This window comes from Microbulbifer maximicatervae (SeqCode) (assembly GCF_052467505.1).
The window spans coordinates 3705085-3719365 of the sequence record NZ_CP174313.1 but is presented as its reverse complement, the minus strand read 5'-3'; the positions used below and the strand labels follow the sequence as shown (position 1 = coordinate 3719365).

General features: G+C 46.2%; 11 protein-coding genes. 10 read left to right on the top strand and 1 reads right to left on the bottom strand.

Features of this window, described 5'->3' with window-relative positions; genetic code table 11:
- Positions 1–18: 18 nt before the first annotated feature.
- Complete coding sequence (locus ACJJIN_RS16375; RefSeq protein WP_444895433.1) at positions 19–882, bottom strand: Stp1/IreP family PP2C-type Ser/Thr phosphatase; 864 nt, start codon at positions 880–882, stop codon at positions 19–21.
- A gap of 190 nt (positions 883–1072) precedes the next feature.
- Between ACJJIN_RS16375 and ACJJIN_RS16370 the strand changes: the two genes are divergently transcribed.
- The 10 genes from ACJJIN_RS16370 (at position 1073) to ACJJIN_RS16325 (ending at position 14133) form a co-directional block, all read left to right on the top strand.
- Positions 1073–1792 carry a transposase gene (locus ACJJIN_RS16370; protein WP_444895432.1) on the top strand — a complete coding sequence of 240 codons (720 nt, stop codon included), beginning with the start codon at positions 1073–1075 and terminating at the stop codon, positions 1790–1792.
- Between the two features lie 146 nt (positions 1793–1938).
- Complete coding sequence (locus ACJJIN_RS16365) at positions 1939–3369, top strand: type VI secretion system contractile sheath domain-containing protein (protein ID WP_444895431.1); 1431 nt, start codon at positions 1939–1941, stop codon at positions 3367–3369.
- An 86-nt stretch (positions 3370–3455) separates the two neighbouring features.
- Positions 3456–5267 carry a type VI secretion system-associated FHA domain protein TagH gene (tagH, locus tag ACJJIN_RS16360; protein ID WP_444895430.1) on the top strand — a complete coding sequence of 604 codons (1812 nt, stop codon included), beginning with the start codon at positions 3456–3458 and terminating at the stop codon, positions 5265–5267.
- Entirely contained in the window at positions 5245–5904 is a 660-nt protein-coding gene (gene tssJ / locus ACJJIN_RS16355) for a type VI secretion system lipoprotein TssJ (RefSeq protein ID WP_444895429.1), read from the top strand. Before tagH ends, tssJ begins: the two co-directional genes overlap by 23 nt.
- 72 nt (positions 5905–5976) lie before the next feature.
- Positions 5977–7314, top strand: a complete 1338-nt coding sequence (tssK, locus tag ACJJIN_RS16350) for a type VI secretion system baseplate subunit TssK (RefSeq protein WP_413664108.1) — start codon at positions 5977–5979, stop codon at positions 7312–7314.
- Between the two features lies 1 nt (position 7315).
- Positions 7316–8179, top strand: a complete 864-nt coding sequence (gene icmH, locus ACJJIN_RS16345; protein ID WP_413664109.1) for a type IVB secretion system protein IcmH/DotU — start codon at positions 7316–7318, stop codon at positions 8177–8179.
- A gap of 57 nt (positions 8180–8236) precedes the next feature.
- The gene (tssM, locus tag ACJJIN_RS16340) at positions 8237–11779 is read left to right on the top strand and encodes a type VI secretion system membrane subunit TssM (protein ID WP_444895428.1); all 3543 of its coding nucleotides are present in this window, start codon (positions 8237–8239) and stop codon (positions 11777–11779) included.
- A gap of 14 nt (positions 11780–11793) precedes the next feature.
- Entirely contained in the window at positions 11794–12471 is a 678-nt protein-coding gene (gene tagF, locus ACJJIN_RS16335) for a type VI secretion system-associated protein TagF (RefSeq protein ID WP_444895427.1), read from the top strand.
- A gap of 16 nt (positions 12472–12487) precedes the next feature.
- Positions 12488–13213, top strand: a complete 726-nt coding sequence (locus tag ACJJIN_RS16330) for a SapC family protein (RefSeq protein WP_444895426.1) — start codon at positions 12488–12490, stop codon at positions 13211–13213.
- Between the two features lie 149 nt (positions 13214–13362).
- Positions 13363–14133, top strand: a complete 771-nt coding sequence (locus ACJJIN_RS16325) for a hypothetical protein (RefSeq protein ID WP_444895425.1) — start codon at positions 13363–13365, stop codon at positions 14131–14133.
- Positions 14134–14281: the final 148 nt, after the last annotated feature.

Sequence of the window (14281 nt, the reverse complement as noted above, 5' to 3'; positions counted from 1 at the left end):
AGTGTCCGATAAATCAAATCAGCGGTGTAACTTTCGGATTGTTACGTCGGGGGAGCTGGGACGTTCGGTAACACTTTGTTCGTGGGGTAGAATTTGACGCAATGATTGTGAAGAATATTCCAATATTCCTGCAGTAATATTGTCGCGCCCTCCTAGGCGATTAGCATCGTCAATAAAACGATATACACACTCTAATGCCGGACGATGAGTGGCCAGTACGCGCTCTATCGCATGATCATCAAGATATTCAGTGAGCCCGTCGCTACATAACAAAAGGAGTGCGTTTTGCGTGAGTTTCCAGCTATTTATATCCGCCTCTACACAGCTGGAAACCCCCAAGGCACGGGTAATATGGTTGCGAACATTGGACTCTTTGGCTTGCTCGGGGGTTAATTGACCTGAATCAATCATCTCCTGTACAACGCTGTGATCTCGTGTAAGGCGCTGCAATCCATAATTGTTCCACAGGTATGCGCGAGAATCGCCAATATGTGCAACGATTAAAAAGTCGCGCCACATGACCGCGGCAACCAAAGTTGTTCCCATATTGGAAAACTGGGGGTTCAGGTTTTTGGTGTTGATTAGAGCTGTATTTGCGCTGTTGACTGCGTCGATAAGGGTGGCGCGCAATATAAGCTGTTGCTGTTCAGACGTGCAGGAGAAAAAAGTGTGTTTCAGCAGGTCATCGAGGTGGGCTTGAACCGTCTCAGCTGCAATTTTACTGGCGGTTGCGCCACCGGTGTAACCGCCCATGCCGTCGGCCACCACTATATAGGCAAAAGGCTGTTCCGCAGATGCGTACCAGCGAATACTATCTTCGTTTTCCTCACGAACCTGACCAATGTCAGTACGCCCGTTGACCGCCAGACTAATTTGATCCATGTCTGGTGCAACTCCCCTTTAATAAAAAGCAATACAATGCGGCGCAATATTATTACAACCGATCACCGAAGGTAATGTTAACTTGCTCGCATGCCAAGTTTGAAATACTTTTCACTGATTTGCGATAATAAGAGCTTTACCTCTCTACAGAAAAGGCTTTTAGCCAGCTAAAAAAGGACCCATAGGCAAAATGCCCCGTTTGCCCAGGCTCAATTTGATAAACGTTCCTCAACATATTGTGCAGGTAGGTCACAATAATCTGCCCTGTTTCTTTGATGAGGAAGATTACCAATATTATTTGATTAGTTTGCGTAACGCGTCAGACCAATATGGCGTTGACGTTCACGCATATGTTTTATTACCCAATATGATTCAGATCATAGCTACGCCCACGATACCGGATGGGATATCATCTATGATGCAATCCCTTGGACGTCGCTATGTTCAATTTGTTAATCACCGTTACAAGCGCTCAGGAACACTATGGCGGGGGCGTTATAAGTCCAGCTTAATTGATTCTGATGCGTACTTACTGACGTGTTACCGGTATGTGGAGTTACGTCCCCTCTATTTGGGGTTAGCTGATTCTCTTGAAGACTATGAATGGTCAAGTTTTAACCATCACACAAACATTAAGAAAGATAATTTGATTAAGGATCACCGTTTGTATCTTTCTTTAGGGAATACCGTGATGGAGAGGGCACAATCTTACAGGAAGTTATTTCAGTATAGCTTTGATCGAAAGTTGCTCGACTATATCGCTGAAACGATTAAGTTAGGCCATGTGCTTGGCGGGGATGCGTTTAAAGAGAAAATTGAGCAGATTGTTAACCAAAGAGTGCGACCGCTTAAGCGTGGTCGCCCTAAAAAAGCAAATAAAGTCGAAAAAGAACCAAAAGAAACTGCCTAGCTAAAACCTAATGTCGGGTTGAGGGCGTTAAAAGGCCATAAGAAGTAGGGTAATTAAGCCCTGTCAGCAGGTGACAAATTGTGAGTAGGCCCAGCATTTCAACGGGATTTCAGATCCTTGGCGATAACAATAAGGAAAAACCAGTTATGGATTTTGGCACTGATAGATTGAAAGTTGCGATCCTGGGTGATTTCAGCGGGAGAGCGAGTCGCCGCCAGTGTGAACCCGAAACGATTTCCAGTCGAAGGGTATACCTGTTGAACCGCGATACCTTTGAGGGCGTTTTTTCTGATCTAGGTGTGAGTTTGCAGTTACCCGTACTGGATCGCCCGCTGGGATTACCATGCTTTGATGATTTGCACCCAGATTACCTTTATAGCCGTTTGCCACTGTTTAAGAAGTTTATTGAGCTGGAGCGCAGGCTGCTCGATCCGCGTCAGTTCCAGCAGGCTGCTGAGGAAATTCAACAGTGGAAACCAGAGTTAGCCACTCAGCAGGGCTTGGCTCAGCGCGATAGCGAGCAGTCGATATTGGATGAAATCCTGGCTGCAGGTCGAGAGCGTAATGCAAAGGAAGGTCAAAATACTTTCCAGGTTGACCAGCTAATCAAAGATATTGTCGCTCCTTACGTGCAGAAAAGTGAGGACCCTCGCCAGGGTGAATATCTAAATGCCCTGGCTGAAGCTACGTCTGATGCGATGCGTAAACTGATGCATCACAGTGATTTTCGTCAGTTAGAGGCTAGTTGGCTGAGTCTGCAACTTTTACTGAGACGTGTCGAAGAGCACGGGAACCTGGATTTTTACTTAATAGACGTTAGTAAAGAAGAGCTTCTAGCTGATTTTGCTGAAGCCGAAAGCGACTTGGAAAAGTCGCAGACATTTAAGTTACTGGTTGAGCGTGAAACAGCTTCTGGAAATATCCCCTATAACTTAGTCATAGGGGATTACTTTGTTACTGATGAGGAGCGAGACCTTCACCTGCTGATAGATTTATCCACGATTGCAGAAGCTGCGGGAAGTGCACTTTTATTGGGTGGGGATCCAAAATTAGCAGGCTGTCCAAACTTGTCAGGTTCAGTAGATCCTGATGATTGGTACTATCCGTTGAGCGATCAGTTTGCGGAAAGTTGGCAGGCGGTCCGTGAATACTCTGCTAGTGAGCATGTTGCGTTGGCTGCTCCCAGATTTATGCTCAGACTCCCCTTTGGGAAAAATACCTCTACAACAGAGTATTTCAATTTTGAAGAATTAACCCCAGAGCAGGGTCATGAATATTATCTTTGGGGTAATAGTGTTTATTTGTTGGGTTTAGCTGTTTGCCAAGGTTTTTCTCAAACTGGAAAATTACAGCCGCCTTCGTCTGCAAGCTATGAAGACCTACCCCTTCATTTACGCAAGTTACCCAATGGCGAATTATTGACGCCCTGTGCAGAAGCGCTCCTGACAGATAGGGCAGCTGCAAAATTTATGCAGGCTGGCATTAGCACTATGCGTTCGGTGCAAGGGCGGGATCAAGTCATTCTTCCGAGCTTTAGTTCTCTGAGTGGCGGTACACTCAAAGGCCCTTGGGTGTAAGTGTAGGGGTTGGATCTTTACAGGAATATGCAGGCAAAAATCTACCTGAAGACTATGAATAAACCACTATTGTGAGTCAGGAATAAATGGATCTAATTCTATCAGTATTGGCCGACCCTTCTGGCGCCAATATGCTTAAACATACAAAACTGTTCACGAAAGCTGGTGGCAGTTTGGGTCGCTCTGCCGATAATTATTGGGTTTTACCCGATCCAGATCGAGTGGTTTCCTCAAAACACGCACAGATTTCCTTTACCGATAATCAGTTTTTTCTGGTAGATACTAGTACTAATGGAACCTATTACAATGATTCAGAAAATCCGTTAGGAAAGGGAAATCAAGTCCCATTAAAAGAGGGCGACATGATCGTTCTCGGGGAATATAAATTAAAAGTTTCACTGCGACAGCCTAAGGAAGAGGGAGATCTTCCCAAAGGTCTGGGAAGTGCAGATTTTCTCGATACCTCGGATCGAACAACATTCAGCGCGGATGCCATGGCAAAAATGCAAAGCCAGGCAGAAGCGAAAGAATTGGATAGTTGGCTTGAGCCGGGTTCCAGCCCGCAGCCAGATGTGGCTCAAACTGGGGAGTGGGGCTCGATTGGGCTGGGTAATCAGGCTAATACCCCAACTAGCGATAGTCTTCTCACCTCGGAATCGGGCCCTCTGGACCCACTTGCAGCCTTTGGCCAATCTGACCCGTCTGGTCTTGTTGGTGCTGCTCCTGAGATGTCACCCGTCGGTGGCTTAGTGGGTTCTACGGGTCAGCAGCAATCCAGTAATCAATGGTCTGATGATGAGTGGTGGAAAGATGGTAGTGACGATGATCATGTGCCAGCTGACCAGCACTCAATGCAAATAAATCCCCAGCCGGTACCGGAACCTGTCGTTGAGACGGTTGCGGTGCCTGAATCTCAAGTGGTATCTCCGCAGCCGCAAGTTCCTATGGGTGCTTTCCAGGGGATTTCACAGCAACCTGTCGCAACTCCGATACCACAACCTCAGGCTATGCAGCCACAGCCACAGCCACAGCCACAGGCAATGCAATCTCAGCCGTTAGGGCAGCCCCAGGGATTTAATCAGCAGCCAATTTCTCCGCCTGCTCAAGATAACCCCTTTGCAGACTCTTTCGCTGCTATGCAGGGGCAACAAGTTGATGGCGCTCCAGGGTTTGGTTCCGGGCAATCGTCCTCGCAACCGCAACCGCAACCGCAACCGCAACCGCAACTACAGCCAAAACCAAATCCACAACCGGATTTGGCTGCCCAAGCTCAGCAGTTTTCGCATTTACAGCAATCCCCAGTAACTCAGCCCACAGGTTCTTCAGGGGGGAGCGTTTTTGCATCTACTCTCGGCCTGAATATGAACCCGGTCCAGTTGCAACAGGCGGACCAGCAAGCAGCTGAAATTGTCCGGGAAACAGTAGCTCGTCTTATTGACCTTTTGCGCGCAAGAAACAGCATTAAGAATGAGCTGCGTGTGCAGCGAACCATGATTCAAACGGAAGCTAATAATCCGCTGAAATTTAGTGCTACGGAACGGGATGCATTGGAAGCCATGTTTGCGGGTACCGGTGCTTTTATGAATCCCGCTGAGGCAGTGAAGGATAGTTTTGATGATTTGTCAGATCATCAAGTTGCAGTTTTGGCTGGAATGAGAGCAGGTTACAACGCCATGCTCAAATTCTTTAGCCCGGAAAATATTGAGCGCAGACTGGGGAATACTTCCGGCGTTTTTGGAAACAAAAATGCAAAAAAATGGGAAGGATTTACTGCAATTTACAGGGAGCTAGTTGGTGATCCGGATAATTGCTATCGCAAATTGTTTGGTGATGAATTTGCAGTTACTTATGAAAATCAATTATCAGAGTTAAAAAATGCGCGAAGCATTAAAAATTAATAAGTTGACGGAAAAGAAGGAATTGCTTGTGTCGATTAAAAAATTATTTCAGGTCAGTTTAATCACTGTTTTGGCAGTTGCAGTTGTTGGTTGTCAAACAACGAGGCGGACTCTAAATCTGGATACCAGTCTCGAGTTGGTTGTAGAGACACAGAATGACGTGAACCCAGATGATGATGGTCGAGCTTCTCCCGTTGTTATACGAGTGTTTATGCTCGCGGACGAGCGCCAGTTTGCCCGTGAAGATTTTCTTAACCTTTACGAGAATGCTCAATCCCGCCTCGGCAAGGATTTGATTGATACTGTAATCCTTAAAGAGTTTGCTCCAGGGGAACAGCGTATAGAAGAGCTGGCTTTAACGCCGGACGTAAAATATATCGGGCTTCTAGCTGAGTTTGTACAGTATCAGGATGCAGAGGCACTAATGGTGCTGCCAATTACAGACCACAAAAAAAATGAATATGAAGTATCGCTGGCCGATGTGCGAATTGGTTCGCCAGATGATATTGCCAAGCGTCGTCGAGCAAAATTGACTACTCGTGGCAGTGAAGATGATAGTGGGGAAACAGTAACAATCTCCAAAGAAGATTATGAAAGAATGAAAAAAACGCTCCCGGATATGCAGCGGTCTCAATAGGGCAGAAATTATTGCCCAGGCATTAAAAATTGCTGCCCTGGAAATATTACGAGAGCTTTTTAAGGAACATTTATGTCGGCAAACAATAAAGTGATCTGGAGCGAGGGCATGTTTTTACGCCCTCAGCATTTTCAACAGCAGGATCGCTATCTCGAACAGCTTGTCGAAGCGCGCACAGCTCCGCTCGGGCCTTATACCTGGGGGATTGTAGAGCTGGCGATCGATAGTGAGCCATTATCGATGGGAAAAATTTCTCTATCGAGAGTGAAAGCTGTTTTTCCCGATGGTACCCCGATACTTGCCCCTGAAAATGAGCATTTGCCGGATGTTCTGGATGTTCCGGTTAATACTCGTGATGAAATAGTCTACCTATGTGTGCCGATGAAGCGCCCAGGTAGTCAGGAGTCGATTCGAGATCAAGAGGATTTCCCGCAGGCACGTTATCAGGCTTCGAACTTTGATGCCCGTAATAGTGCGGCGTCTTCTGGTGAGTCTGCGCGTATCCAAGTCGGAAAGTTAAGAGCTTGTCTCAAATTAGGTAGTGATGATTTGAGTGGCTATGCTGCGGTTGGGGTTGCTCGAATTAAAGAGCGCCAACCGGAAAAGCCGGTAGAGCTTGATTCTGACTATATCCCACCGCTGTTAAATGCGGAGACTTCTGCAGTTATCAATGCATATATTGAAGAAGTAAAAGGATTGCTCGACCATCGAGGCTCGGCTTTGGGTCATCGTTTGAGCGACAGCGGAAGAAGCGGATCTGCAGAAATTGCTGATTATTTGTTACTGCAGGTTATTAACCGCTTTGAACCCTTATTAAAGCAGATCACGGCTCAGCCCCGATTACATCCGCACAACTTATTTCTTGAATTATTGCAGTTGGCAGGCGAACTTTCGACGTTTACTGCTCAGTCTAAGCGCCCTCCAGAAATTCCAGTGTATGCACATGAAGACCTGCAAGTAAGCTTTGCTGGGCTGTTTTCAGCGCTTAGGCAGTCGCTCTCCACAGTGCTGGAGCAAACAGCGATTGCAATGGAATTGGTGCAGCGCAAATTTGGGATATATGTTGCGCCGGTTACTGATCCTTCATTATTAAAATCAGCCAGTTTTATTATGGCCGCAAAAGCGGATATGCCTGGCGATCTATTGCGCAGCCGCTTCCCCACGCAGGCAAAAGTTGCCCCTGTCGAGGCGATTAGAGAACTTATCTCTGCACAGTTACCCGGCTTGACTCTGCGCCCCCTTCCCGTGGCTCCTCGACAAATCCCCTATCACGCAGGGTTTACTTACTTTGAGGTGGAGCGTAGTGGAGAGTTATGGCAGGCCATGACTCGCTCGGGTGGTTTTGCAGTGCATCTGGGCGCAGAGTTCCCTGGATTAACTATGGAACTCTGGGCCATAAGGAATAATTAATATGAGTAATGACAGCTTTACTCCTCCACGGGCCCCTAATGCTGGGGATAGAACGGTTTTGATACCGACACCCGGTGCCGCAGCGGCACCGGCAGCAGCTCAGGCTCAGCCACAGTTCTTTGCCAGCCAAGATGCCCCGGTCGAGGCTCAAGTCCGCAACAGTCTTAATCCATTGGTGTCTGCGGCTTCGAAATTGTTAGGCGTAATTATCAAATTGCGCACAACGATGAATCACGCCAACGTACCTGATTTGCACAAGCGACTTACTACGGAAATCCAAAGCTTCGAGCGTGAGGCAAAGCAACTGGCTTTAACACCTGAATCAGTGCTAACAGCCCGTTACTTACTATGTACTGTCGTGGACGAGGTTGTTTTGACCACGCCTTGGGGTACAGCTAGCGGTTGGAGCCAGCACTCTCTACTTAGCCTATTTCACAAAGAGACTTTTGGAGGGGAGAAGTGTTTTGTCATTTTGCAGCGCATGCTGGAAACTCCCGCAAGTCATTTGGAACTCCTTGAGCTTTTTTACCTGTGTTTGAGCTTGGGCTTTCAGGGTAAGTATCGGCTCGTACAGCGTGGACACGAACAAATAGAACAGATTCGTGATGAGCTCTACAGAACAATTGAACAGCATAAGCAGCCAATGGACCGAGATCTTTCGCCGCGTTGGCAAGGATGCGTAGAGCGAAAATCCCGGCTGATTCACTATATACCCCTCTGGGTGATTATGAGTGTTGTCCTGGGATTGTTACTTGCAACTTATAGTGGTTATCGCTGGTGGCTCTATGAAACGACGACACCGGTCGCAGACCAGATTTTAGATTTGTCCAAAAGTGATGATGAGTCTCCGCAAGGAGAAGGGTAACACTCGGGCTGATATTGATCCTGGGTATGGTCGATACCCTGGAAGACGGAGCAATTCATGAAACGCTTGCGTAACTTTTTTACCAATAAGTGGGTGTTGGGGCTCATAGGGCTCTCAGCTCTTTCCCTCCTCATTTGGTTTGCGGCTGATTACATTAAGTTTGGTAGTGATAATGCCACGCTTTCTCACTCTGTCCGACTAACTATTATTGTTTTTATTTTTGCTATTTGGCTTGTGTGGAATATCAGCCAATGGTTGGTAGAGAGACGCCAAAACCAGGCTTTAATGAAAGGCATTGAGGAATCACAAGAAGCCGATTCTACAGATCCAGACGAAGAACGCTCGCTGGAAGAGTTGAATGCTCTTTCTGGTCGCTTCCGTGAAGCGATGGGTGTATTACGTAGTGCTCGGTTTAAATCTGACAAGGGACAAGTTTCCCTTTATCAGCTTCCCTGGTACATCATTATTGGGCCTCCCGGTTGTGGTAAAACAACAGCCCTGGTGAACTCCGGGTTGGAATTTCCTCTGGCGCAGAGTCATGGGAAGGAAGCCCTGGGTGGGGTAGGGGGCACCCGTAACTGTGATTGGTGGTTTACCAATGATGCAGTTTTAATTGATACCGCAGGGCGTTATACGACTCAGGACAGTCACCGGGTTTACGATAATAGCGCTTGGAAAGCTTTTCTGAGCTTATTGAAAAGATACCGCCGCCGCCGCCCGATCAATGGTGCTCTGGTTGCAATTAGCTTGCAAGATTTAATGGTGCAAACTGAAGAGCAGCGCCAACACCAGGCAAAAATTATCCGCCAGCGTGTAAATGAACTGCAACAAGAGTTGGGTATTCGCTTCCCGATTTATCTCACTTTCACAAAATGTGACTTAGTTGCAGGGTTTACAGAGTTTTTCGACAACCTCTCTCAAGCTGAGCGTGAGCAAGTTTGGGGAATGAGTTTTCCCCGTGAAGCTAACGCCACTGTAGGGGCCCCTCTCGATAATTTCAAAGCAGAATTTGAGCAGCTGATAGAGCGTTTGAACCAACGCGTATTGTGGCGTGTTCATCAGGAGAGGAATGTAGAGAAGCGGGCGTTGTTGCAAGGTTTTCCTGCCCGAATGGAAAGCCTTACAGATATTTTGACAGATTTTGTAAAGCAGACTTTCGGTCCAAATCGTTACGAAACCGTCCCTATGGTCAGAGGGGTCTACTTTACTAGTGGCACTCAGGAGGGCAGTCCTGTTGACCGTATGATGTCCTCCGTAACTGCTGATTTTGGACTAGAGCGTAGCGTCGGGCCAAAATTCCAGGGTGTTGGTAAGAGCTTTTTCTTGCATCGACTATTGAAGGATGTCGTTTTCCCTGAGGCTGAATTAGTGGGCGTTAATCGCCGGATTGAGTCAGCTAACCTTTGGTTACGCCGGGGAGTTTTTGCTACTTTGGCGGGAGGCTTTGTCGGAGCTATTTTCTTATGGAGTGGCAGTCTCGCACAGAATAAATTATCCATGGGAGAGGTTAGCGATAATCTCAGCGCATACCAAGGAGCAGAGAGTGAGCTGAAAGGCAAAAATATTACGCCCATCAGTGCCTTAAATTTGTTAGAGCCTTTAAAGCGGGCTAGTGCGGTCTACGACCGTGAGGAACATCCGTGGATTGGCAATTTGGGGCTTTATGACACCAGAATTGATACTGCGGCAAATGATCTCTATCGCCATAAATTAGAAACTATTTATCTTCCCGCTTTACTTCGTGATATAGAGAGTGACTTAAGTCGTCTCGGAAGTAATGATCCCGCTTTGGTAAGTACTCTCAAAACCTATTTGATGTTTTTTAATCCAGATAAAATGGATTTGAAAACCATAGAGGCTTATTACACTGCTCGCTGGGAGCGTCAGTTACCCGGTGAAGCCGGGAGGCAGGAAGAGCTGCGCTACCACCTGGATCAACTATTTATTCAGCCTCTCCCCAATTCAATTGAAGAGAATGAGAGGGTGGTAGCTCGCGCGCGACAGCAACTGCGTCGTATCCCTGTACCTCAGCGGTTATTTGCTCAACTACAAAATAGTGACTTCGGATTGACCCCTGTAGATCTCTACCAGGAAATTGGTGGAGACACTCAGCAAATTTTTGGTATGGGAGCCAATAATCCAAACTTCACGATTCCCTTCCTTTATACAAAGGCGGGTTATAAAGAACTGGACTTTGGAGCGGACTCTCAGCTGATGACAAATATGGCTGAAGAGCGCTGGATTTATGGTGGAGATCTGAGTGGCGAGGACTTTACCGAAGCCGATCGTGAAAAGCTTGGTGAGGAAGTAAAACGAATCTATCTTGGGGAGTACTTACAGCGTTGGCAGGGTTTCCTTGGCGGGTTCAAAATTCAGAGATTTGGTAGCACTTCACAGGCATTGGATGTGTTGTCAAAGTTGTCTGATCCTATTTACTCACCCCTGCTTGCGATTACTGAGATAACTTCAGATAACACTCGTCTGACTCTTCGTCCTGAGGTTCCAGTCGATGCTTCTGGGGTACCGCTACCTGTATCCAGTACTACTCGAAAGTTGGGACAAGCCGCACTGGGTAGTGCAACCAGTGCCTTGCAGGATCATTACAAGCCAAACATTGTTGATGTTAGGTTTGAGGAGGTCCAGCGAATCACTCAGAGTGAGAAGGGGCGACCAGCGCGTATCCAAGAATACCTGGATACTATTAATAAAATTCAGGAATACCTCACCGAGATCGACAGCGCTCCCGATTCGAATCAAGCGGCCTTTGGACGTGCCAAAGCGCGTTTTGCCGGCGGTAGCGATGCGATTAAACAGTTAAGGGTTAAGGCTGCTAATGCGCCAGCACCTTTTGACCAGTGGCTGACAGATATTGCTGACAGCGCTTGGGGGCTGGTAATGGCCAAGACTAAGGCGCATATCAACCGTGTCTGGCGTGAAGAGGTGTATCAAAGCTATAGCAATAGCCTGGCAAACCGGTACCCACTGCGTAGCGACCGTGATCAGGAAGTGCCGGTGATGGAGTTTAACCAGTACTTCAAGCCAGGTGGTATTGAGGAGAAATTTGTCAATCAGTATCTGAAGCCATTTGTGGATACCAGAAATTGGAAAATCAAATACGTTGAAGGGCAGGGCATTAGCCTTTCAAGGGAAGCTCTTTCCCAGTTGCGTCGAGCTGAACGTATTCGCAAAACTTTCTTCAGTGCTGGCGAAGGAGCTTCTTACTCCTTCCGTATTGAGCCTACGAAACTGGATTCCAGTGTTCGTTTGTTTGAACTTGAACTTGGAGAGCAGCGAGTTCCATACTCCCATGGCCCTAAAACCACTAAAAAGCTGACTTGGCGTGGTGGTGAAAGTAATCGTGTCCGCATTATCTTTGAAGATCTGAATGAGACTGTTCATCGCAAGCATTTTGAAGGGGACTGGGCATGGTACAGACTGCTAGCGAGCTCAGATTTGGAAGCCGGGCGAAGTAATGCAGAGCACTTTGTCACTTTCTCTGAGGAAGGGCGAAAGGCTCAATTTAAATTGATTGCATCTAATGTAAACAATCCGTTCGACCGCAGTTTACTGCGCGGATATCGATGCCCTGAGACCCTGTAGACGGAGTAGATGATTTGCAAAATACAGTTGGTATTTTTGGTAAGTTGCCGGGTCACGGGGACTTTGTTCAGCGGCAGCTGCCGGGTAGTTTTGTCACTGTATGGGATGGCTGGTTACAACGAGCGGTATTTGGTTCTCGTGAACTCGTAGGTCAAGAGTGGTTGGACTACTACTTGACCAGTCCTGTTTGGAGGTTTGTCCACAGCAAAGGCATCATTGATGCCAATGCGTGGGCCGGAATTTTAGTGCCTAGTGTGGATAGTGTTGGGCGCTATTTTCCGTTGACATTTGCTGCTCCTCTATCCCCGGTAGTGGATGCATTTGCTTTTATGTCTGATGCTAAGAGCTGGTTCCAGAGCTTGTCGGAATTAGCAATTACATCGCTACAAAATATGCTACATGCAGACCAATTATGTGAGGCGTTTAGTGCTCCCCCTGACAGAGCGGGCATTATCTCTCTGCCTCCAGCACAGGGGGACTTTGTCGTCTCCACAGGCCAATCGAATAGTCTGGAAAGAGGCTTTGCAGGTCTTTTAGGGCAGATGAGCAAAAGTAGCTACTCCGCATATAGTCTGTGGTGGAGCGAGGGGTCACAGCACTTGGCCCCGACAACTTTGTTATGCCCGTCATTGCCGAGCCCAGAACTGTACAGTTCAATGCTTGGTGTACGATTGCAGCAAAATATGAATTAGGGTGTGGGGGCGCAATGTGAAACAGTGGGTCGTGTTGGATAAGAAAAAGCATCGTAATGTTAGATTACTTAAAAGCGATCTTTCCCACAGTAAAAATTTACATGTTTGTTCAATTCTTTTGACTGAGTTTACACCGGTAGCGCATGCATGCCCTATCATATTTGCTAAGTCAAAAGACTCTGGGAAGCTTGAAAGTAGTGCATTGCTTGGTGTGAAACCAGGTGAAAATCTTTTCTGGCAAGAAGAGCAGTGGCAAGGGGAATATGTTCCTGAATCTGTTCGTAATTATCCTTTTTGTTTGAAGTATAAACAAAATGATTTTTCCAGTGCATATATTTGTATCGAATCTTCGCTCCTATCCGCCGGTAAATGCACTTCTCCTAGTGTTAGTTTATTTGAGGTAGATGGAAAGGCAAGCAAAGACCTCTTAGAAATACAGCGCCGGCTAAAAAAAAGCCACTTTAATAGGATGCAGGTCTGGAAATTTGTTGATATTTTGCAGAAGTTCAATTTGCTAGAAGAAAAGATAATTAATATAGATTTGGCTGATGGCCTTAAACATAAATTTACAGGGGTATATTGCATTTCTGAATCGAGGCTACAAAAGCTTGAAGCGGAAAAATTTTTAAAGTTACGAGAGTTGGGTTACCTCCCATTTATTTATTCTCATTTATTTTCCTTACAGAAAGCATCAGCTTTAAGTGCGTTGTACCAGAAGTATAAAGTAAAAGTGCTTCATTGATTTAGAAGAAAACAACCTACATCTAATTAAGTGTTATTGCCTCAGAGCGTCAGTTTAATGAAGCGAAAGGGCAGAATGAAACCAGAAGGAAGGAGCAAAGGCTCTGGTTTGTCAAGAAGGTATCAGAGCAGGAAGCGAAGGTTGCTGATATGTCTTACGGAATAATTTTTACTGGGGAGAAAAGAAGTTCTGTGGAGCGACGCTATGCAATAGCTGCATTAGGACGCGAATTTGGCTTGAATTTTAGTCAGATAAAGGGGCTTCTGACAGGTGTAAAATCACAAATCAAATCTACGGATGATAGAGGGGAAGCCCGCCAGTTAGTGAATAAATTCTGGTTGGCTGGCTGGCACACTCAGCTCTATCAGAATGATCAGTTGATACACTGTACTGCAAAGTCTAGTAATTATGGTGAATCTCCTTTGCCCCCGACTCTTACCTTCTTAGAAGATAAAGAGGGAACGATTTCTATAGGGGTTCCTTCGGGGTGGCAAAAGTTTGATAGCTTGAATCGGGAAGCGGTAATTCAGGCGGGAAGTCCAGAGTTGAGTCGCTACTTGATTGTATTGAGACAGGAACGAAGTCAGCTCCCCCAAGGTTTGTTACTTGACCATTTTGGAAAAGCCCAAATACAGCAATGCCTGACCAGAGTGGAGAATGGTGTTCTTATATCAGGACCAGAAGTGTTGAGAGGGGGTAACCATAGTGGACATATTTATGAGATGTCTGCTGATATTACAGAAACGCCAGTTCACTACTTAGTCACATTTTTTCAATGTCAGGACAGTTTCTATTCCGTGTTTTTGTGGTCATCTATTCAAGATTCTGAGAGAAGTAGAACTGAATTTTTGCATATTTTTACCACATTTACACTTGTAGCTAATACGGCCAGTTGCGATCCAACATTAGTTCCGATGTAATAGCTTGGAATAAGAAGCCAAAATCTAACAAAAATAAATAGCGTAAAATTGTCAACTGAACATGTTTTTTAAAGTAATAGGTACCAAGCGCATTATTTGCCTTGATTAGATATCTACAACGTGTACTCTTCTCAGAATTCTGATTAAA